This window comes from Paracoccus sp. ME4 (genome assembly GCF_046736325.1).
Classification (GTDB): Bacteria; Pseudomonadota; Alphaproteobacteria; order Rhodobacterales; family Rhodobacteraceae; genus Paracoccus.
The window spans coordinates 1,242,512-1,261,556 of record NZ_CP151276.1 but is presented as its reverse complement, the minus strand read 5'-3'; the positions used below and the strand labels follow the sequence as shown (position 1 = coordinate 1,261,556).

Annotated in this window: 18 protein-coding genes; 5 read left to right on the top strand and 13 right to left on the bottom strand. The window is 69.5% G+C overall.

Annotated elements, in window-relative coordinates; all coding sequences use genetic code 11:
• Positions 1-9 precede the first annotated feature (9 nt).
• Positions 10-423 carry a 50S ribosomal protein L21 gene (gene rplU, locus AACG61_RS06425; protein WP_411839173.1) on the bottom strand — a complete coding sequence of 138 codons (414 nt, stop codon included), beginning with the start codon at positions 421-423 and terminating at the stop codon, positions 10-12.
• A gap of 262 nt (positions 424-685) precedes the next feature.
• Here rplU and AACG61_RS06420 point away from each other — a divergent pair, with 262 nt between their 5' ends.
• On the top strand, positions 686-1,669 hold the full coding sequence (locus tag AACG61_RS06420) for a putative zinc-binding metallopeptidase (RefSeq protein ID WP_411839172.1): 984 nt from the start codon (positions 686-688) through the stop codon (positions 1,667-1,669).
• Here the strand turns inward: AACG61_RS06420 and AACG61_RS06415 are convergent.
• Positions 1,666-3,474 carry an ABC-F family ATP-binding cassette domain-containing protein gene (locus AACG61_RS06415; RefSeq protein ID WP_411839171.1) on the bottom strand — a complete coding sequence of 603 codons (1,809 nt, stop codon included), beginning with the start codon at positions 3,472-3,474 and terminating at the stop codon, positions 1,666-1,668. The two genes, AACG61_RS06420 and AACG61_RS06415, sit on opposite strands and share 4 nt — an antisense overlap.
• Positions 3,475-3,604: 130 nt before the next feature.
• Here AACG61_RS06415 and AACG61_RS06410 point away from each other — a divergent pair, with 130 nt between their 5' ends.
• Together AACG61_RS06410 and AACG61_RS06405 are read left to right on the top strand one after the other, a co-directional pair.
• A complete protein-coding gene (locus AACG61_RS06410; RefSeq protein WP_411839170.1) occupies positions 3,605-4,606 on the top strand; it encodes a Fe(3+) ABC transporter substrate-binding protein in 1,002 nt (333 codons plus the stop codon).
• A gap of 101 nt (positions 4,607-4,707) precedes the next feature.
• The gene (locus AACG61_RS06405; protein ID WP_411839169.1) at positions 4,708-5,646 is read left to right on the top strand and encodes a nucleoside hydrolase; all 939 of its coding nucleotides are present in this window, start codon (positions 4,708-4,710) and stop codon (positions 5,644-5,646) included.
• On the opposite strand, the gene AACG61_RS06400 is transcribed toward AACG61_RS06405, so the two are convergent.
• The 9 genes from AACG61_RS06400 to pyrH all read right to left on the bottom strand — a co-directional run bounded on the left by AACG61_RS06400 (position 5,643) and on the right by pyrH (position 14,977).
• On the bottom strand, positions 5,643-6,326 hold the full coding sequence (locus AACG61_RS06400) for an OmpH family outer membrane protein (RefSeq protein ID WP_411839168.1): 684 nt from the start codon (positions 6,324-6,326) through the stop codon (positions 5,643-5,645). The genes AACG61_RS06405 and AACG61_RS06400 overlap by 4 nt on opposite strands.
• Positions 6,326-8,626: an outer membrane protein assembly factor BamA gene (gene bamA / locus AACG61_RS06395; protein ID WP_411839167.1), complete on the bottom strand. Its 2,301-nt coding sequence runs from the start codon at positions 8,624-8,626 to the stop codon at positions 6,326-6,328. The genes AACG61_RS06400 and bamA overlap by 1 nt, the downstream gene beginning before the upstream one ends.
• Positions 8,627-8,725: 99 nt before the next feature.
• The gene (rseP, locus tag AACG61_RS06390) at positions 8,726-10,048 is read right to left on the bottom strand and encodes an RIP metalloprotease RseP (RefSeq protein WP_411839166.1); all 1,323 of its coding nucleotides are present in this window, start codon (positions 10,046-10,048) and stop codon (positions 8,726-8,728) included.
• Complete coding sequence (dxr, locus tag AACG61_RS06385) at positions 10,045-11,196, bottom strand: 1-deoxy-D-xylulose-5-phosphate reductoisomerase (protein WP_411839165.1); 1,152 nt, start codon at positions 11,194-11,196, stop codon at positions 10,045-10,047. Before dxr ends, rseP begins: the two co-directional genes overlap by 4 nt.
• 3 nt (positions 11,197-11,199) lie before the next feature.
• The gene (locus AACG61_RS06380; RefSeq protein WP_411839164.1) at positions 11,200-12,042 is read right to left on the bottom strand and encodes a phosphatidate cytidylyltransferase; all 843 of its coding nucleotides are present in this window, start codon (positions 12,040-12,042) and stop codon (positions 11,200-11,202) included.
• Entirely contained in the window at positions 12,039-12,779 is a 741-nt protein-coding gene (gene uppS, locus AACG61_RS06375; RefSeq protein ID WP_411839163.1) for a polyprenyl diphosphate synthase, read from the bottom strand. The genes AACG61_RS06380 and uppS overlap by 4 nt, the downstream gene beginning before the upstream one ends.
• 7 nt (positions 12,780-12,786) lie before the next feature.
• Entirely contained in the window at positions 12,787-13,350 is a 564-nt protein-coding gene (gene frr, locus AACG61_RS06370) for a ribosome recycling factor (RefSeq protein WP_411839162.1), read from the bottom strand.
• 93 nt (positions 13,351-13,443) lie between these two features.
• On the bottom strand, positions 13,444-14,250 hold the full coding sequence (locus AACG61_RS06365; RefSeq protein WP_411839161.1) for an ion transporter: 807 nt from the start codon (positions 14,248-14,250) through the stop codon (positions 13,444-13,446).
• A 1-nt stretch (position 14,251) separates the two neighbouring features.
• Positions 14,252-14,977, bottom strand: coding sequence for a UMP kinase (gene pyrH / locus AACG61_RS06360; protein ID WP_411839160.1), 726 nt, complete (start codon positions 14,975-14,977; stop codon positions 14,252-14,254).
• 82 nt (positions 14,978-15,059) lie between these two features.
• Between pyrH and miaA the strand changes: the two genes are divergently transcribed.
• The gene (gene miaA, locus AACG61_RS06355; protein WP_411839159.1) at positions 15,060-15,941 is read left to right on the top strand and encodes a tRNA (adenosine(37)-N6)-dimethylallyltransferase MiaA; all 882 of its coding nucleotides are present in this window, start codon (positions 15,060-15,062) and stop codon (positions 15,939-15,941) included.
• Between the two features lie 106 nt (positions 15,942-16,047).
• Entirely contained in the window at positions 16,048-17,079 is a 1,032-nt protein-coding gene (locus AACG61_RS06350; protein ID WP_411839158.1) for a helix-turn-helix domain-containing protein, read from the top strand.
• 83 nt (positions 17,080-17,162) lie between these two features.
• Here AACG61_RS06350 and AACG61_RS06345 read toward each other — a convergent pair whose 3' ends face one another.
• Positions 17,163-17,918: an RlmE family RNA methyltransferase gene (locus tag AACG61_RS06345; RefSeq protein WP_411839157.1), complete on the bottom strand. Its 756-nt coding sequence runs from the start codon at positions 17,916-17,918 to the stop codon at positions 17,163-17,165.
• Entirely contained in the window at positions 17,918-19,039 is a 1,122-nt protein-coding gene (locus AACG61_RS06340; RefSeq protein ID WP_411839156.1) for a Ppx/GppA phosphatase family protein, read from the bottom strand. The genes AACG61_RS06345 and AACG61_RS06340 overlap by 1 nt, the downstream gene beginning before the upstream one ends.
• Positions 19,040-19,045 lie beyond the last annotated feature (6 nt).

Here is a 19,045-nt window from a genome sequence, read left to right as displayed (position 1 = left end):
TCGTTCTCCTTAGGCTTCAGCGGCGTCTTTGGCCGGTTTCTTGGTCTTGGCGGGCGCCTCGGCGGCCTCGACCTTGGTGCGGGCGCCGACGGCGGCCTTGACGCCGGTCTTGTCCGCGCCCTTGTCCAGCACGTCCGTGACGCGCAGCAGGGTCAGCTGCTGGCGATGGCCGCGGGTCCGCTGCGAGCTGTGCTTGCGGCGGCGCTTGACATAGGTGATGACCTTGTCGGCCTTGATCTGCTCGATCACGGTGGCCTGCACGCAGGCACCGGCGACCAGGGGCGCACCCAGGGTCGAGCCGACCATCAGAACGTCGTTGAACTGGACAGTGTCGCCAGCCGCGGCATTCAGCTTTTCAACGCGCAGGACGTCACCCGCCTGCACCTTATACTGCTTGCCGCCAGTTTTCAGAACCGCGAACATCGCTTTCTTCCTTCATCACCGCGTCCTGCGGCCCCGACAGTGTCGGCGTTGGGGGGCAGACCCCGCCTTCGGACGGCGCACCCTGTTGCGGGTGTCGTTAAAATCAAGAGACCGGCCAAGGGCGCACAGCCCTGCCGGTCGGCGTCAGATGCCCGATCCGCCCCACGATGTCAAGCCTGTCCTGCCGGCCTGTCCTGCCGGGCGGAACCCGGGCGCGGATCGCGGGCTTGTGTCCCTGCGCCCCGACGGACCGGAACCCACGATGAAACGCTTCTCCTGCCCGCATTGCGGCACCCGCGCCTATTTCCACAACCTGCTCTGCCTGTGCGGCGAGGATCTGACCTACGATCCCGGCGCCCGCCGCATGGTGGCCGAGGCCGCGCCCTGCGCGAACCGCGACAGCCTGGCCTGCAACTGGTCCGCGCATCGCGACGGCGCGCTGTGTCAGTCCTGCGCCATGTCGCGGGTCGTCCCGGTCCTGAACGTCGGCGACAACCATCGCCTTCTGGCCAGCGCCGAGCGGGCCAAGCGGTGGGTTCTGGCCAACCTGGCCGAATGGGACTGGTTCACCGATGCCGATCCGGGTCGGCGCCCGCGCTTCCTGATGCTGTCGGAGCATACCGGCGGGCGCGACCAGCAGATCACGATGGGCCATGCCGACGGAGAGATCACCATCAACGTCACCGAGGCGGACGAGCTGATCCGCCTGAAGCGGCAGCTGAAGCTGGGCGAGCAGTATCGATCGATGGTCGGCCATTTCCGCCACGAGATCGCGCATTTCCTGTTCGACCGGCTGAAGGTCCTGCCCGACTTCCTGCCGGCCTTCCGGGCGATGTTCGGCGACGAGCGCGCCGATTACGGGGCCGCGCTGAAGGCGCATTACGCCGATCCCCGCGACCCCGGCGAGGATTACATCACCAGCTATGCGACCTCGCACCCGCATGAGGACTGGGCCGAGACGGTGGCCCATCTGCTGCACCTGACGGATGTGGCCGACAGCTTCTGCAGCACGCATCTGGCCATGCCGGGCGTGCCCGACGACTATCACCCCTATGCCGAGACCGATGCCTATCGCCTGCTGACCATCGCGGCCGAGATCACCATCGCGGTCAACGACATCAACCGCGCGCTGGACAACTCGGACCTCTATCCCTTCGTGCTGACCGTGCCGGTGCGCCACAAGATCGCCTTCGCCCATGGCTGGCTGCAGGGGCATCTGGCGCGCAGCGACGGAAAGGCCGCCTAGACGGCGGCCTTCTCCTCCAGCGTCAGCCATTCCTCCTCGGCATCGGCCAGGGCGGCCTGACGCTCGGACAGGGCCAGGCTGGCCTTCTCGAACTTGGCGGGCGCGGTCGTGAACAGGTCCGGGTCGGACATGAACTCCGACAGCTTGGCGATCTCGGCCTCCAGCTTCGCGATGAGGCCCGGCAGCGCCTCCAGCCGGTGCCGCTCGGTGAAGGTCAGACCGTCGCGCGCGGCGACCTTGGGCTTCTCCGCGACGGGCGCCGCCTTGGCCACCGCCACCGGCTCCTCGACCGCGGTCTCTCCGCGCTGCGCCTGATAGTCGCTCCACCCGCCCGCATAGACGGTCGCGCGACCGTCGCCCTCCATCGCGACCGTGGTGTCGGCCACCCGGTCGATGAAGTCGCGGTCGTGGCTGACCAGCAGCACCGTGCCGTCGTAATCGCCCAGCAGGTCCTGCAGCAGGTCCAGCGTCTCGACGTCCAGATCGTTGGTCGGTTCGTCCATGACCAGCAGGTTCGAAGGCCGCGCCATCAGCCGCGCCAGCAGCAGACGCGCCTTCTCGCCGCCCGACAGGCTGCGCACGGGCGCGCGGGCTTGGGCGTCGTCGAACAGGAAATCCTTGAGGTAAGCCACGACATGCTTGGGCTGGCCCCGCACCATCACCTGATCGGCGCGGCCCGAGACGCGCATCTCCGGATCGCCCGTCAGCGATTCCCACAGCGTCTGGTCGGGGTTCAGCGCCGCGCGGGCCTGGTCGAACACCGCGATCTCCAGGTTGGTGCCCATCGTGATGGTGCCCTGGTCGGGGGCGATCTCTCCGGTCAGCATCTTGATCAGCGTGGTCTTGCCCGCGCCGTTCGGCCCGACGAAGGCGATCCGGTCGCCACGCTGGATGCGCAGGTCGAAGGGCCGCAGGATGGTCTTGTCGCCGAAGGCCTTGGCGATGCCGGTGGCCTCGACGACCTTCTTGCCGCTGGTGGTGCCGCTGTCGAACGCCATCGCGGCGGTGCCCTGACGGCGGATCTGGCTGCTGCGCTCGGCCCGCAGGGCGGCCAGCGCGCGGACGCGGCCCTGGTTGCGTTTGCGGCGGGCGCTGATGCCCTCGACCGCCCATTTGGCCTCGGCCTTGATCTTGCGGTCCAGCTTGTGGCGGGCGTCATCCTCGGCCGCCCAGGTGGCCTCGCGCCAATCCTCGAACCCCTCGAAGCCCCGCTCCTGCCGGCGGACCTGGCCGCGGTCGATCCACAGCGTCGCCTTGGTCAGGCGGCGCAGGAAGGCGCGGTCGTGGCTGATCAGCACGAAGCCCGCACGGGTCTGGGACAGGTGGTCCTCCAGCCAGCCGATGGCCTCGATGTCCAGGTGGTTGGTCGGCTCGTCCAGCAGCATCAGCTCGGGCGCCTGCGCCAGCAGGCGGGCCAGCGCCGCGCGGCGACGCTCGCCGCCCGATGCGGTGGCCACGGGGCGGTGGGGGTCGAACTTCAGCCCCTCGGCGGCCATGTCGACGCGGTAATCCTCGCCCGGCTCCAGCCCGTCACGGGCGAAATCGCCAAGCGTCTCGAAGCCGGACAGGTCGGGGTCCTGCTCCATGTAGCCGGTCGAGACGCCGGCGGCCAGGACCAGCTCGCCCCGGTCGGGTTCCACGAATCCGGCCATCACCTTCATCAGGGTGGACTTGCCCGAGCCGTTCCGGCCGACCAGCGCGACGCGGTCGCCCGGCTGGACGTTCAGGGACAGGCCGTCGAAAACGGGATCGCCGCCATAGGTCAGCGAGATGTCGGAAAGTTGCAAAAGGGGTGCGCGTGCCATGCCCGCGCCCTAGCGCGCGGCCCGCCCGCGGTCAATGCGTCGCAGCGCGCTGGCCCCCGTCGGGAAATGATTGACAAGAACGCTTGGGATAGGCCAGAACGCCATCCATATTCTGACCAAAGGAGTCAACATGCGTCCCCTGATCCTTGCCTCGCTGCTGGGTGCCACCGCCATGCCCGCCCTGGCCCAGGAGGTGAACGTCTATTCCCACCGTCAGCCCGAGCTGATCCAGCCCCTGATCGACGCCTTCACCGCCGAGACCGGCATCACCGTGAATGTGGCCTTCGTGGACAAGGGCATGGTCGAGCGCCTGCAGGCCGAGGGCGACCGCTCTCCGGCGGATCTGGTGCTGACCGTGGATGTGGCCCGCCTTGGCGAGGTCAAGGAGGCGGGCGTGCTGCAGCCGGTCGAGGACGCGACCCTGACCGAGGCGATCCCCGCCGCGCTGCGCGACGACGAGAACCAGTGGTTCGCCCTGACCACCCGCGCCCGCGTCGTCTATGCCCATAACGACCGCGTGGCCGATGGCGAGGTGACCACCTACGAGGATCTGGCCGATCCGAAATGGCAGGGCCGCATCTGCAGCCGCAGCTTCACCAACGACTACAACGTCGCGCTGACCGCGGCCTATCTGGCCCATCACGGCGAGGAGGAGACCGTCGCCTGGCTGGAGGGCGTCAAGGCGAACCTGGCCAAGCGCCCCGAGGGCGGCGACCGCGACCAGGTCAAGTCGATCTGGGCCGGCGAATGCGACATCAGCCTGGGCAACACCTACTACATGGGCGCCATGCTGAAGGACCCTGAGCAGCAGGAATGGGCCGAATCGGTCCGCATCGTCTTCCCGACCTTCGAGGATGGCGGCACGCATGTGAACGTCTCGGGCGTGGCGATGACCAAGTCGGCCCCGAACCGCGACGCCGCCCTGCAGCTGATGCAGTTCCTGGCCGGCGACGAGGCGCAGCGCATCTATGCCGAGACCAACAACGAGTTCCCCGTCAAAGAAGGCGTCGAGCGCTCGGAGCTGGTCGCCAGCTGGGGCGAGTTCACCCCCGACGACCTGACGCTGACCCAGATCTCGGACCTGCGTCCGCAGGCGCTGGACCTGATCGAGCGCGTCAACTTCGACGGCTGATCGGGGCGCGATCGCGACGAAAAAGAAAGGCGCAGGCAAGGGCTTGCACCTTTTTCCATACTGACGCACAAATCCGCGTCCGGACCGGAGGGAGAGCGGAATTGGCGCAGAAGATCATCATCGACACGGATCCCGGCCAGGACGACGCCGTCGCGATCCTGCTGGCGCTGGCCTCGCCCGAGCTGGAGGTGCTGGGCATCGTCGCGGTCGCGGGCAACGTGCCGCTGGCGCTGACGCAGGTGAACGCGCGCAAGGTGGTCGAGCTGTCGGGCCGGACCGACATTCCGGTCTTTGCCGGATGCGACCGGCCGCTGTCGCGCGACCTGGTCACGGCCGAGCATGTCCACGGCAAGACCGGCCTGGACGGGATCGAGCTGCCCGAACCGGTGCTGCCCCTGCAGGAGGTCCATGGCGTCGAGTTCATCATCGACACGCTGCGCGCGCATGAGGCGGGCACGGTCACGCTGGTCCCCATCGGCCCGCTGACCAACATCGCCGAGGCCTTCCGCCGCGCCCCCGACATCATCGGGCGGGTGCAGCGGATCGTGCTGATGGGCGGCGCCTATTTCGAGGTGGGCAACATCACCCCCGCCGCCGAGTTCAACATCTATGTCGATCCCGAGGCCGCGGCCGAGGTCTTCGCCGCGGGCGTGCCGCTGGTCGTCATGCCGCTGGACGTGACGCACAAGGCGCTGACCGACCGGCCCTGGGTCGAGGCGATGCGCGCCCTGCCCGGCCGCTGCGGCCCCGCCGTCGCGGGCTGGACCGATTTCTTCGAGCGTTTCGACACGGCCAAGTACGGCAGCCTCGGCGCGCCGCTGCACGACCCCTGCACCATCGCCTGGCTGCTGCGGCCCGACCTGTTCGAGGGCCGCGAGATCAACGTGGAGATCGAGACCCAAGGCCGCTGGACCACCGGCATGACGGTCGCCGACTGGTGGCGCGTCAGCGGGCGCGCGCCCAATGCGCTGTTCCTGAAGGACGTGGACCGGGACGCGCTGTTCGCGCTCCTGTCCGAACGGATCGCGCGGCTGCCCTAGTCCGTGCCGGGAGGCGCGGGCAGCGGCACCGCGCCCTGCCCGTCGCCGATCCGCTGATCCAGCGTGTCGATCAGCTGCTGCGTCACGTCGATCGCGTCCAGCGACACGAAGACCGTGCGCCGGTCCAGCACCGCCACCGCACCGCGTTCCTGCATGATCTGACCCATCACCGGCAGCGCGTCGCGGAAGAAGGCGGCGCGGTCGCTCTCGGCCCAGGTGTTCAGGTCCTGGACGGCCTGCGCGCGTTCACGGCGGATGCGGGTCGCGCGAAGGTCGAACGCCTCGGCCAGCTCGCGAAAGCGTGCGGCGTCCAGCGTGGCGCGCTGCTGGGTCAGCGCGGCCTCCTCGGAGGAGAGCAGCCGGGTCAGGCGCTCGTTCTCGGCCGCGACCTCGGCGCCCTCGGCCTCCAGTTCGGCCTGCGCGCGCCGGCCCCAGGCCGAGTTGAGGTAGAGGATGTCCAGGTCCAGCGTCAGGATGGGCGCGTTCTCGGCCAGGTCGCCCGGACCCGGAACGACGGTGCTGGGCAGCGTCGAGGGCGCAGCCACAGGCGGCAGCTGCGGGTCGGCCAGCTCGGCGTCCTGCGGTTCCGCGGCCGGAAGCGGCAGCTGCGCCTCGGGCTGCTGGGCGGCCAGGGGACCGACCAGCAGCACCGCCGCGAGGATCGCCGCGCCGCGCCGCATCAGAACGTCGTCTGGATCGTCAGGTCGAAGTTCTGTTCCAGGTCGTAATCCTCCTTCTTCAGCGCCTGCGAGAAGTTGAAGCGCAGCGGACCGATGGGCGTGGTCCAGAAGATCGAGGCGCCCACGGCGGCGCGCACATACATGTCGTCATCGACCAGGACGCCATCGGTGCCGATGCGCTGATCCAGACCCCAGAGTGATCCGACATCGGCGAAAAGGCCGCCCTCGATGCCGTATTCCTCGGGCAGGCCCAGGGGGAACTGCGCCTCGGCGCGCGCCGCCCAGTAGTAGTTGCCGCCCAGGCCGTCCTGGTTCTCGGCCTGCAGGTCGCGCGGGCCGATGCCGTTCGGCTCGAAGCCGCGGACGCGGTTGCCGGTGCGGAAGCGGTCCAGGATCCAGGTCGAATAGTCGCCATAGGTGTAGATCGCCCCGGCCTCGACCTCGGCGCGCAGCGTCACGCTCTCGCGCCAGGCATTGCTCTCGACGCCCGCCAGGGCGGTGGTGGTGATCGTCTTGGTGTCGCCGCCCGCGCCTGCGAAATCCTGCGAGAAGCGGAAGCGGTAGGCGGTCAGCGGGTCCAGGCCCGTGCGGCGCGAATCCCAGTTGTAGGTATAGCCCAGGGCCGAGGTCAGGCGCGTGCCCTCCTCGTTGATCAGCAGCTGCGAGCTGTCCTCGGTCACGCCGGTCAGCTTGTCCTCGGAGATGCGATAGCGCAACTCCAGCCGGCCGTTCTCGGAGACCGGGAACTCCAGCGACGGCTGCACGCGGATCTGGCGGGTGTCGTAATCCGAGTTCAGCCCGTCCGTCTCGGCATAGCTGGCCGAGAAGCCGAAGCGCAGGTCGCGGCCGAGGAAGAACGGCTCGACGAAGTTGATGCTGGCCGAGGCGTCGTCGGTCGCGGTCTGCAGCTGCAGGCCCACGGTCTGGCCGCGGCCCAAGAAGTTGCGCTCGGTCAGGCCGACGTTGAAGCCCACGCCCGAATTGACGCCGTAGCCTGCGCCCAGGGACAGCGACCCGGTGGGCTGCTCCTCGACGTTGACGCCGACGATGACCTGCTCGGGGCTGCTGCCCTCGCGGGTCTGGACCTGCGCATCGGCGAAATAGCCCAGGGCGCGCACGCGCTCGGCCGAGTTGCGGATCTCGCGCGGGTTGAAGGGGTCGCCCTCGACGGTGGTGAACTGGCGGCGGATCACCTCGTCCAGGGTCGTCGTGTTGCCCTCGATGTCGATGCGCTCGACGAAGATGCGCTGACCGCGGGTCAGGGCGAAGGTCAGGTCCAGGGTCTGGTTCTCGGGGTTACGGGTGACGCGCGGCTCGATGTTGACGAAGTTCAGGCCCTGCTGGATGGCGATGGTCTCCATCCGGCGGATCGACGTGTCGATGACCGAGGGGTTGTAGTAGGCCCCGCGCCGCACGCGGCTCTGTTCGGCGAACAGCGCGGCATCGACGCCGGGGATCTCGGAGATGGTCTGCACCCGCCCGAAGCGATAGCGCGGGCCTTCCTGGATGTTGAAGGTGATGAAGAACGCGTCGCGTTCGCGCGCGATCTCGGGGGCGACGCCCTGCACGCGGAAATCGGCATAGCCCTGCGAGCGGTAGAAGTCGGTCAGCAGCTGCTCGTCCAGCGGGATGCGCTCGGGCGCGAAGGTGTCGCGGCGGATGAAGGTCCGCAGTAGGCCCGCCTGCTTGGTCTCCAGCACGTTGCGCAGCCGGCGGTCCGAATAGGCGCGGTTGCCGACGAAGCTGATGCGCTCGATCTCGGTGACATTGCCCTCGCGGATCTCGAAGACCAGATCGACGCGGTTGCCGCTGCGGCGGATGATGCGCGGATCGACGCGGGCGGCCAGGCGCCCTTCGGCGGCATAGATCTGGGCGATGGCCTGCGCGTCCTGGATGGCCTGGGCGGGCTGATAGACGCGGCGCGCCTGGCTGCGCACGATCTCGGCCAGGCGCTCGTCGTTCAGGCGGCGGTTGCCCTCGAAGCTGATCTGATTGACGATCGGGTATTCGCTGACGCGCACGACCAGGGTGCCGCCCTGCGGGATCAGTTCGACCGACTCGAACAGGCCGGAATTCTGCAGGCGCTGCAACCCGTCGTTGATCTCTCCGGGGCTGAGGTCCTGCCCCTGCGGCAGGGCCAGCGTGGACAGGACGGCGCCGGTCTCGATCTGCTGGTTGCCCTGCACGACGATGCTGCCGAAGACGGCGGCGCGAGCCTGCTGCGGGGCCAGACCCGCCGGCATCGCGATCGCCAGGGACGTCACCAGCGCCAGCGCGCCCTTGCCCAGTTTCCGTTCCATGATGGCCCCTCTATCCGCCTGCACGCGCCCGGTTCGGGCTGTCGTTTTGCCTATGGTCTGTAGCGCCAAGAGGGCCGCGCTGTCAAAAGCGCAAGCGCGTCAGGGGCAGAAAAGATCGTTCGTGAGCCCGAAAATCATCAGTGACAGTACCGCCGCCATGCCGATCGCGGTCAGAAGGTTCAGCGCCTTCTCCGATGGCGGGCGTCCCCGGACGGCCTCGTAGGCATAGAACATCAGGTGCCCGCCATCCAGCACGGGGATCGGCAGCAGGTTCAGGAACCCGATCGCCGCCGACAGGACCGCGATCCACCACAGGAAGTTCGCGCCCCCCGCGCTGGCGGCCTGGCCGGTGCTTTCGGCGATGCTGATCGCGCCGCCCAGGTTGCAGGTGCCGATCTGCCCCGAGATCATCGCCCACATGCCCGTGAGCGACGAGGTGATGATCCCCCAGGTCTGCCCCACGCCCAGGGACAGCGCCTCCAGCGGGCCGGCGCTGCGGGTCTCGGGGGCGAAGAAGCCGCCGCCGCCCGTCACCCCGATCAGCCAGCGCTGCTCGAAGCCGCCGCCCTCGGCGGGCAGGTCAGACAGTTTCGGCGTCAGCGTCACGTCGATCTCTCCGGCGCCCGGCCGCCACAGGCGCAGGGCCAGGGGCGCCCCCTCAGCCGCGTCCACCGCCTCGCGGATCTGGGTGAAGCGGGTGATGGGCCGGTCAGCGATGGCCAGGACCACGTCGCCCGCCCGGAGCCCCGCATCGGCCGCGGCACTGCGCGGGGCGACGCCGCCGATCAGCGCGGGCATCGGGTCGGGTCCGGCGACGGTCAGGCGGCGGCCGTCGCGTTCGACCTCCCACTCGACGCGGGGGGCCGGCTCCAGCGTGGCGGTCGCCGCGCCGATATCGGCCCAGCTCGCCACGGGCTGTCCGCCCACGGACAGGATGCGGTCGCCGGGCTGCAGGTTGCTCGCGATGCCGGGCGGGGCCTCGGTCACGCGACCCACGCGGACCTCCTCCACCGGAAGGCCCTGGACGATGGCGAAACCCGCGAAGACCGCGATGGACAGCACGAAGTTGAAGACCGGCCCCGCCAGCAGCGTGGCGAAGCGCGCCCAGAGCGGCGCCCCCTGCAGCGTCTGGCGCCGCAGCGCCGGATCGACCGCGCGTCCGGGACCGGCGCTGGCCACGTTGTCGTCGCCCAGGAACCGGACATAGCCGCCGAGCGGCAGCGCCGCGACCTGCCAGACCGTGCCGCGCCGGTCGCGCCGCGAGAACAGCCGCGGGCCGAAGCCGACGCTGAACACCTCGGCGCGGATGCCCGACCAGCGGCCGACGATGTAATGGCCGTATTCATGCACCGTCACGATCACCGCCAGCGCGGTGACGAAGGCCAGAAGCGTGCCGCCGGACTGCAGGAAGGCGTCGATCATCGGGCGGCCTTTCGTCGGGCCAGCGCGTCCCAATCCAGGACGGTGGGCAGGTCTTGGGGGTCGCGGGCAAAACCCTCTTCGGCGGACAGCGCCTCCAGCGTGGCCTCGACCCGCGGGGCCATGTCGGTGAAGCGGATGCGCCCGGCGATGAAATCGTCCAGCGCCTGTTCCTTGGCGGCGTTGAAGACAGCGCCCGCGGCACCGCCCGCTGCCATCACCTCGCGCGCCAGGCGCAGGGCGGGCCAGCGGATCTCGTCGGGGGCGCGGAAGGTCAGGCCGCCGATCGCGGCCAGGTCCAGCGCCGCGACCGGCAGGGGGCGGCGCGCGGGCCAGTGCAGGGCATAGCCGATGGCGTGGCGCATGTCGGGCGCGCCCAGATGCGCGATGGTGCCGCCGTCATGATGAGTCACCATGGCGTGGATGATGGACTCGGGATGGACCAGCACCTTGATGCGCGCGGCATCCAGGCCGAAGAACTCCTTGGCCTCGATGACCTCCATCGCCTTGTTGAACATCGACGCGCTGTCGATGGTGATGCGCTGACCCATGGCCCAGTTGGGATGGGTCGAGGCCTCGGCCACGGTCGCCGCCGCCAGCCGCTCCAGCGGCCAGTCGCGGAAGGCGCCGCCCGAGGCGGTGATGGTGACATCCTTGACGCTGTCGAGCTTGTCGGCCCCAATCGCCTGAAACAGCGCGGAATGTTCGCTGTCCACCGGCAGGATGGTCGCGCCCGACGCTGCCGCCGTCCCGCGCAGCAGCGCGCCCGCGCAGACCAGCGATTCCTTGTTGGCCAGCGCCAGGACACCGCCCTGCGCCAGCCCCGTCAGCCCCGGAGCCAGCCCCGCCGAGCCGACGATGGCCGACAGGATCCAGTCGGCCGGACGCGCGGCGGCCTCGATCAGCGCCCGCGGACCCGCGGCGGCCTCGACCCCGCTGCCGGCCAGCGCCGCGCGCAGATCGTCCAGCGCGTCCTCATGGGCGGTCACGGCGATCTCGGCGCGCAGGTCGCGGGCCATCTGCGCCAGCCGCGCGATGTTGCGCCCGCCCGTCAGCGCGACGGTGTGATAGGCGTCCGGGTCGCGGCGGATCAGGTCGACGCCATTGGCCCCGACCGAGCCGGTGGCCCCGAAAATGGAAATGCGTCGCATCGGTCAGTTCACCACGGGCAGGCGCGTCAGGAATCCGATCAGCATGGCGGCCAGGACCGCGCCGGTCACTGCGTCAAAACGATCCATGAAGCCGCCATGCCCCGGGATCAGGTTCGAGCTGTCCTTCTTGCCCGCCCGCCGCTTGAGCCAGCTTTCGGCCAGATCGCCCATCTGCCCCGCAAAGCAGACCAGCGGCGAGACCCAGATCAGCGCCGCGTCGCCCTGTCCGGCCATCCACAGGATCGCACCGAACAGGCAGCTGCCGATCCAGCCCGCGACCGTGCCCGACCAGGTCTTCTTGGGGCTGAGCGCGGGCCAGAACTTGGGCCCGCCCAGCATCCGCCCGAAGAAATAGCCGGCCGTGTCCGAGATGATGATGACCCCCATCAGCCACAGCACGAAGTTCAGGCCGTAATTCTCGCGGAACCCCACCAGCCCGAAGGCCACGATCAGGATCGCGATGCCGAACAGCGCATAGGTGGCGCGGTCGCGCCGCGCCGCGCCCGGCAGGCCCAGCAGGATCGGCACTGCCAGCGCCATCCATGCCAAGGGCAGGCCGGTCAGCGCGACCGCCTGCGACAGGCCCGCGATGGCCGCCAGCGCGATGGGGCGGGAGCGGCCGAACAGCGTGACGTGGCGCGCCGGATTGCGCCAGCCGGTCATCGCCGCCAGCTCCCAGAAGGTGATGGCCGAGATCACCGCCATGCCCAGCCTGAGCCACGGCCCCTGCGCCACTGCCAGCAGCACGCCGATCGCCAGGAGCACCAGCGTCGAGGCCACGCGCCGCGACAGGTCGGCCCATTTGCCCGAGCCGGCCTGACCCTGCGGGATGCGTCGTGCCGTCATGCGCCGCCGAAGCGCCGGTCGCGCAGCCCGAAGCGGTCCAGGATCGTCGCCAGATGGTCGGGCGTGAAGTCGGGCCAGAGCGTCGGGGTGAATTCGTATTCGGAATAGGCCGCCTGCCACGGCAGGAAGTTCGAGGTCCGCGTCTCTCCCGAGGTGCGGATGACCAGGTCCGGATCGGGATGGCCGGCCGTGTCCATGCAGTCGGCCAGGTCGGCCTCGGTCGGGGTGGCGACGTCGCCGCGGGCGATGCGTTCGGCCAGACGGGTCGAGGCGCGCAGCAGCTCGTCCCGGCCGCCGTAATTGACCGCAACCGTCAGGTTCAGCCGCGTGTTGCCCGCCGTGCGCGCCTCGATCGAGGCCATCAGGTCCTGCAGCTTGCGGTCAAGCCGCCCGCGTTCCCCGATGAAGCGCATCCGCACGCCCTCGACCGACATGTCCTCGGCCTCGCGCTGGATGTAGCGGCGGAAGATCTTCATCAGACCCAGCACCTCCTCGGTCGACCGCTTCCAGTTCTCGGTCGAGAAGGCATAGATCGTCAGCCAGTCCACGCCCAGGTCGGGACAGGCGCGCACGATCTGCTTGACGCGTTCGGCGCCCCGCCGGTGACCGACCAGCCGCGGCCAGCCGCGTTCCGTCGCCCACCGGCCGTTGCCGTCCATGATGATCGCGACATGCCGGGGGCGTGTCGTCCCGCCATCGGTCCGCGCCACCGTCGCTGCCCCCCTGCCCCATGCCATGATCTGCTCAGACCTGCATGATCTCGGCCTGCTTGGCCGCAAGCGCCTCGTCGACTGACGCGATCATGCGGTCGGTCAGAGACTGGATCTCGGTCTCCCAGAACTTCTGGTCGTCCTCGGGCATGCCGTTGGTCTTGCCCTTCTTGACCTGGTCCATGCCGTCGCGGCGCACGTTGCGGATCGAGACGCGGGCGCTTTCGGCATATTGCGCCGCGACCTTGGTCAGCTCACGCCGGCGCTCCTCGTTCAGCTCGGGGATGGGCAGCATGATGATGGTGCCGTTCAGCTGCGGGTTGATGCCCAGCCCGCTCTCGCGCAGGGCCTTCTCGACCTTGCCGACCATCGCCTTGTCCCAGATGTTGATCGTCACCATGCGCGGCTCGGGCACGTTGACGGTGCCCAGCTGGTTGATGGGGGTCATCTGGCCATAGGCCTCGACCTGAACGGGATCGATCATCGAGGCCGAGGCGCGGCCGGTGCGCAGGCTGGCGAATTCGCCGCGCAGGCTGTCCATCGCGCCCTTCATGCGGCGCTCCAGGTCGTCAATGTCGATTTCGATGTCCTCAGCCATGTCGGACTGCCTCTGCTTTGGATTTTTTCCGCTTGTAACCACAATGTCGCAGCTTGGCAAAGCCTTTGCCCGGCCTTTCGGCAGCGCGCGCGGTCATGCGCCGTCCGGGCCCGACGGACCCCGACCCTGCGCCTCCAGCCGCCGCTCGATGGCCTCCAGCCGCGCCAGGACCTCGTCGCGATAGGCCTCGGTCGCGGCGGTCCCCTCCTCGGAATGGGCCTCCTGCATCGAGTTCACGATCAGGCCCACGACCAGGTTCATCACCGCGAAGGTGGTGACCAGGATGAAGGGGACGAAGAACAGCCAGGCCTGCGGATGGACCTCCATCACCGGGCGCACGATGCCCATGGACCAGCTTTCCAGCGTCATGATCTGGAACAGCGAATAGGCCGAATTACCCATGTCGCCGAACCAGTCGGGAAAGGTCGCGCCGAAGAGCTTCGTCGCCATCACCGCGAAGATGTAGAAGATGATCCCCATCAGCAGGAAGACCGACGCCATGCCGGGCAGCGCGGCCAGGAACCCCTCGACCACGCGGCGCAGGCGCGGCGTGACCGACACGATGCGCAGAAGCCGCAGGATGCGCATGGCGCGCAGCACCGACAGGCCCTCCGCCGCGGGCAGCAGCGCGATCGCAACCACGGCAAAGTCGAAGACGTTCCAGCCGTCGCGGAAGAACCGCCCGCGCCGGGCATAAAGCTTCAGGGCGATCTCGGCCACGAAGATCACCAGGCAGATCCGGTCCAGCGCGATCAGCAGCGGACCGGCCGCGGCCATCACGCGGGGCCAGGTCTCCAGCCCCAGGATCACCGCGTTGAACAGGATGACGGCGGTGATGAACCCCTGGGCGCGCGGGCCGTGGACCCACGCGTCGATGCGGTCGCGAAGGCTGGCGGTCATCTCAGTTGTGGACCCGCGTATAGGTCCCCCGGCCTTCCAGGATCGAGCGGAAACCGCCCGGCGCGTCCAGCGAGAAGACGATGATCGGCAGCTTGTTGTCGCGGGCCAGCGCGATGGCCGAGGCGTCCATCACGCCCAGATGCTTCTGCAGCACCTCGTCATAGCTGACATTGCCATAGCGTTTCGCGTCGGCATGCTTGACCGGGTCCTTGTCATAGACGCCGTCGACCTTGGTGCCCTTGAAGATCGCCTCGCAGTTCATCTCGGAGGCGCGCAGCGTGGCCGCGGTGTCGGTGGTGAAGTAGGGGTTGCCGGTGCCCGCGGCAAAGATCACGATCCGCTTCTTCTCCAGGTGGCGGATGGCACGGCGGCGGATGTAGGGCTCGCAGACCTCGTCCATGCGGATCGCGCTGATCACCCGGCAGTGCAGGCCGCGCGCCTCCAGCGACGACTGCATCGCCAGCGCATTCATGACCGTGGCCAGCATGCCCATATAGTCGGCGGTGGTCCGCTCCATCCCCTGCGCACTGCCCTGCAGGCCGCGGAAGATGTTGCCGCCGCCGATGACCATGCAGACCTCGACGCCCATCGCCTGGACGGCCTCGACCTCGCTGGCGATGCGGGCGACGGTGGGCGGGTGCAGGCCGTATCCCTGGTCGCCCATCAGCGCCTCGCCCGAGATCTTCAGCATCACGCGGCCATATTGCTTCGGTGTCTCGGTGGTCATTCGGGGGCTCCTGTCGCCGGTCGCTTTCATCGCGCCGTTAAATGTCGCAAAAGGGCTGCCGGATCAACTGCCCGGATCGGCCATGCGCGACCCTGACCTGACACAGATCGATGCCGCGCGCCACCTGCTGATCGCCGGGCCCACGGCCAGCGGCAAATCCGCGCTGGCGCTGGCCGTGGCCGAGGCCCAGGGCGGACTGGTGGTCAATGCCGACGCGTTGCAGGTCTGGTCCTGCTGGCGGGTGCTGACCGCGCGCCCCGGCCCGGACGACCTGGCCCGCGCGCCGCATGCGCTCTATGGCCATGTCGCGCCGGGGACGGCCTATTCCGTGGGCGACTGGCTGCGTGACGTAGCGTCGCTCACGGGTCGGCGGCTGATCGTGGTGGGCGGCACGGGCCTCTATCTCGGCGCGCTCACGCGCGGGCTGGCGGCGATCCCCCCGACCCCGTCGCATGTCCGCGCCACGGCGGATGCGCGGCTGGCCGAACCGGGTGGGCTGGCCGCGCTGGTGGCGGAACTGGACCCCGCCACCCGCTTGCGGATCGATCTGGCCAACCCCGTGCGCGTGCAGCGCGCGTGGGAGGTGCTGACCGCCACCGGGCGCGGCATCACCGACTGGCAGGCCGAGACGCCGCCCCCCCTGCTGGAGCCCGCCGCCTGCCAGCGCATCGTGCTGAGCGCCGACCGCAACTGGCTGGTCGACCGGATCGCGCGCCGCTTCGGCGCCATGCTGGAACAGGGCGCGCTGGAGGAGGTCCGCGCCATGCGGCCCCTCTGGGACCCCGCCGCGCAATGGGCAAAGGCCATCGGCGCGCCGGAGCTGATCGCCCATCTGGAGGGCCGCATCCCCCTGGACGAGGCCGCGCGTCTGGCGGTCATCGCGTCCTGCCAATACGCCAAGGCGCAGCGCATCTGGTTTCGCAACCGGATGCGCGACTGGCAGCTGTGGCCCGTGGGCAACTGACCGCTCCCCTTTGCGCGATAATGCGCAACCCGACGCCGATTCATTGAGTTTAAACCGGAATGGGCGATAATCCGCCGAGAGGTTTTGCAAGGATCGGGCTTTATCCATGTCGCTCTGGGAACGCTCAGGCTGGAAAGGCGGCTTTCCGTTTTCGCCCTCGCGCCTCGGCCCGCTCGGCCGGGCGGCGCGCGGTCAGGGCGATGTCGCTGCACCGGGTATCCCCGAGGCGGGCATGCCCACGCCCAGGACGCCCGCCGCCGCCTATGGCCGGATCGTCGTTCCCGATGCGCTGACGGTCCGCGTGGCGCCCGCATCGCGCCGCTTCGCCCCGCGCAAAGCCAGCCTCCGGCTGATGCCGCTCGGCGCCTTCACCTGGGGCAGCCGCAGCCAGCCGCCCCAGCCCCGCACGCGGCCTGACCACACGCTCCTCTGGGTGACCGAAGGGCTGATGCGGCTCGACTTTCCGCGCAAGGGCGGCCTGATGCGCGCGGGCTGCGTGCGGCTGATCCCGGCGGGCACGGCCTTCCTGGCCCGCCCCCAGGACGGCGCGCAGGGCCATGTCCTGCTGATCGCGCCCGAACTGGTGACCGAGGTCGATCCGCCCTGGCCCGGCGCCGTCGTGGCCGGTCAGGCCGGACAGGGCGCCGCCGTCCTCGAGGCGACGCTGCACGCGCTGGTCGAGGAGGCCGCGCGCAGCGGCGACCGTCAGGCGCTGGACTGCTATCTGAACGTGCTGTCCCTGCGCCTCTCCCGGCTGGAGCCGCAGCGCGACGGGCGCGGCGACCCCTCCGGTCCGCAGGCGGACCGCCCGATGGTGGACCGCTTCCTGACGCTGGCTGGGGTCCAGATCGGATCGGCCCGCACCCTGGCCGAGATGGCGCAGGACCTGGACACGACCCTGACGCAGCTCGACCGCGCCTGCCTGGAGGCCCGCGGACGCCGGGCCATCGACCTGCTGAACGACCTGAGGCTGGAACGCGCAGCCGAGATGCTTACCCATACCGACCGCCCGGCGCCGCGCATCGCCCAGGATCTGGGCTATTGCAGCCACACCCACTTCACCCGCGCCTTCGTCACCGCCACGGGGCGCACGCCCGAAACCTATCGCAGCCAGATGCGCCGCGCGCCCGCCCCCTGACGGGCCGCCGCAGTCGACCTCCAGCACCATGGCGCAGGGGGTCCGGGGGATGCCTCAATCCCCCGGGGCGGCGCGGGACGCGATCAGGCGTCGCGGGCCTCGTCCTCGGGGACGTTGCGGCCGTGAAACCCGGTGGCGACGACGAACTTCTCCGAGGAATCGCTGCGGCTGGCCGGGGGCTTGACGTTCGCGACCTTGGCGAAGTTGCGCTTCAGCATCGCCTGCATCTCGGTCTCGGCACCGCCCGCCAGCACCTTGGCGACGAAGGTGCCGCCCGGCTCCAGCACGTCGAAGGCCAGCTGCGCCGCCGCCTCGACCAGCGCCACGATGCGGATGTGGTCGGTGCCCTTGTGCCCCGACGAGGCCGCCGCCATGTCCGACATCACCACGTCGGCCGGCCCGCCCAGCCAGCTCTTGACCAGATCGTCGGCACCCTCGGACAGGAAGTCCAGCACGTGGATCTCGGCCCCGGCGATCGGATCGACCTCCTGCAGGTCCAGACCCAGCACCCGGCCGACCTTCTTGCCCGACTTCTCGCCCAAGGCGTTCACGCGGGCCACGGCCACCTGGCACCAGCCCCCCGGCGCGCAGCCCAGATCGACGACTCGCGCCCCCGGCACAAGGAAGCGGTACTTGTCGTCCAGCTCGATGATCTTGTAGGCCGCCCGCCCGCGATAGCCTTCGCGCTTGGCGCGCGCGACATAGGGGTCGTTCAACTGCCGCTCCAGCCACAGCTTGGAGGACATCTTGCGGCCCTTGGCGGTCTTGACGCGCACCTTCAGGTCGCGCGTGCCGCGGCCGCTGGTCTTGCCGGCCCGGCTGGTGGGTTGTTTCGTCATCAGGCCACTCCGTTCAGTCCTTCGGGCGTCAGCACCCCATCGCGCACCATCTGGGCATAAAGCAACCCCTCGCGCAGGCCGCGATCCGCCACGGACAGCTTGGTCGTGGGCCAGACCCGCATCAGCGTCTGCAGGATCGCCGCGCCCGACATGATCAGGGCGTGCCGCTCGCGGCCGATGCGCGGGTCGGTGCGCCGCCCCTCGGGGCCCAGCTGCAGATAGGAATGGATCACCCGGTCGATCTGGTCGCTGGTCATCTCCAGCCCGTCCACCTTGGTCCGGTCATAGCGGCGCAGCCCCAGGAAGCTGGCCGCGACCGTGGTGACCGTGCCCGACGTTCCGATGATCTGGAACCCCTCGTCGGGCGATCCGTCCGCATAGGGGGTGAAGCTCGCCAGCGCCTCCTCGAAGAACCACGACATCAGCGCGAAGCGGCCCTGGTCGTCCTCGACATCCGCGAACTGGTCGCGCAGCGTCGCCACGCCCATCGGCACGCTGATCCAGTCGACGACCCGCGCGCCGCCGGGCTGCGGATTGCCGAAGCCCTCCGACAGGCGCATGATCGCGCGCGGACGCTCCTTGGGCTCCACGTCCTCCAGGTCGATCCAGACCAGCTCGGTCGAGCCGCCGCCGATATCGACGACCATCAGCGTCTCGGTCTTGTGGCTGACCAGCGGCGCGCAGCTGATGACGGCCAAGCGCGCCTCCTCCTCGGCACCGATGATCTCGATGGGCAGGCCGGTCTCGCGCCGGATGGTGCGCAGGAAATCGCGGCTGTTGCGGGCCCGCCGGCACGCCTCGGTCGCCACCAGGCGCATGTTGCGCACCTTGTGCTGATCCAGCTTGCGCTTGCAGACCTGCAGCGCGTGCACGGTACGCGCCATAGAGCTGCGGGACAGGCGTCCCGAAGCTTCCAGCCCCTGCCCAAGCTGAACCGGCTTGGAGAAGCTGTCGACGACCTGAAACTGACTGCCCGTCGGTCGGGCAATCAGCATCCGGCAAGAATTCGTTCCCAAATCCAGGGCCGCGTACAGCGCCCCTTCCTCGGGTTGTCGGGTGCCCGACGGCTCGACCGTATTTCTCGGGAACGCGTCCGCACCCGCAGGACGCTTGGGCGTCATGACACA

What these genes read in the sequence shown, in the direction of transcription:
- AACG61_RS06365 (WP_411839161.1), bottom strand. Translation starts at nt 14,250, where the DNA reads ATGACCGCCAGCCTTCGCGACCGCATCGACGCGTGGGTCCACGGCCCG.
- AACG61_RS06380 (WP_411839164.1), bottom strand. Translation starts at nt 12,042, where the DNA reads ATGACGGCACGACGCATCCCGCAGGGTCAGGCCGGCTCGGGCAAATGG.
- dxr (WP_411839165.1), bottom strand. Translation starts at nt 11,196, where the DNA reads ATGCGACGCATTTCCATTTTCGGGGCCACCGGCTCGGTCGGGGCCAAT.
- rseP (WP_411839166.1), bottom strand. Translation starts at nt 10,048, where the DNA reads ATGATCGACGCCTTCCTGCAGTCCGGCGGCACGCTTCTGGCCTTCGTC.
- AACG61_RS06345 (WP_411839157.1), bottom strand. Translation starts at nt 17,918, where the DNA reads ATGACGAAACAACCCACCAGCCGGGCCGGCAAGACCAGCGGCCGCGGC.
- AACG61_RS06340 (WP_411839156.1), bottom strand. Translation starts at nt 19,039, where the DNA reads ATGACGCCCAAGCGTCCTGCGGGTGCGGACGCGTTCCCGAGAAATACG.
- AACG61_RS06420 (WP_411839172.1), top strand. Translation starts at nt 686, where the DNA reads ATGAAACGCTTCTCCTGCCCGCATTGCGGCACCCGCGCCTATTTCCAC.
- miaA (WP_411839159.1), top strand. Translation starts at nt 15,060, where the DNA reads ATGCGCGACCCTGACCTGACACAGATCGATGCCGCGCGCCACCTGCTG.
- AACG61_RS06415 (WP_411839171.1), bottom strand. Translation starts at nt 3,474, where the DNA reads ATGGCACGCGCACCCCTTTTGCAACTTTCCGACATCTCGCTGACCTAT.
- bamA (WP_411839167.1), bottom strand. Translation starts at nt 8,626, where the DNA reads ATGGAACGGAAACTGGGCAAGGGCGCGCTGGCGCTGGTGACGTCCCTG.
- uppS (WP_411839163.1), bottom strand. Translation starts at nt 12,779, where the DNA reads ATGGCATGGGGCAGGGGGGCAGCGACGGTGGCGCGGACCGATGGCGGG.
- AACG61_RS06410 (WP_411839170.1), top strand. Translation starts at nt 3,605, where the DNA reads ATGCGTCCCCTGATCCTTGCCTCGCTGCTGGGTGCCACCGCCATGCCC.
- rplU (WP_411839173.1), bottom strand. Translation starts at nt 423, where the DNA reads ATGTTCGCGGTTCTGAAAACTGGCGGCAAGCAGTATAAGGTGCAGGCG.
- AACG61_RS06350 (WP_411839158.1), top strand. Translation starts at nt 16,048, where the DNA reads ATGTCGCTCTGGGAACGCTCAGGCTGGAAAGGCGGCTTTCCGTTTTCG.
- frr (WP_411839162.1), bottom strand. Translation starts at nt 13,350, where the DNA reads ATGGCTGAGGACATCGAAATCGACATTGACGACCTGGAGCGCCGCATG.
- pyrH (WP_411839160.1), bottom strand. Translation starts at nt 14,977, where the DNA reads ATGACCACCGAGACACCGAAGCAATATGGCCGCGTGATGCTGAAGATC.
- AACG61_RS06400 (WP_411839168.1), bottom strand. Translation starts at nt 6,326, where the DNA reads ATGCGGCGCGGCGCGGCGATCCTCGCGGCGGTGCTGCTGGTCGGTCCC.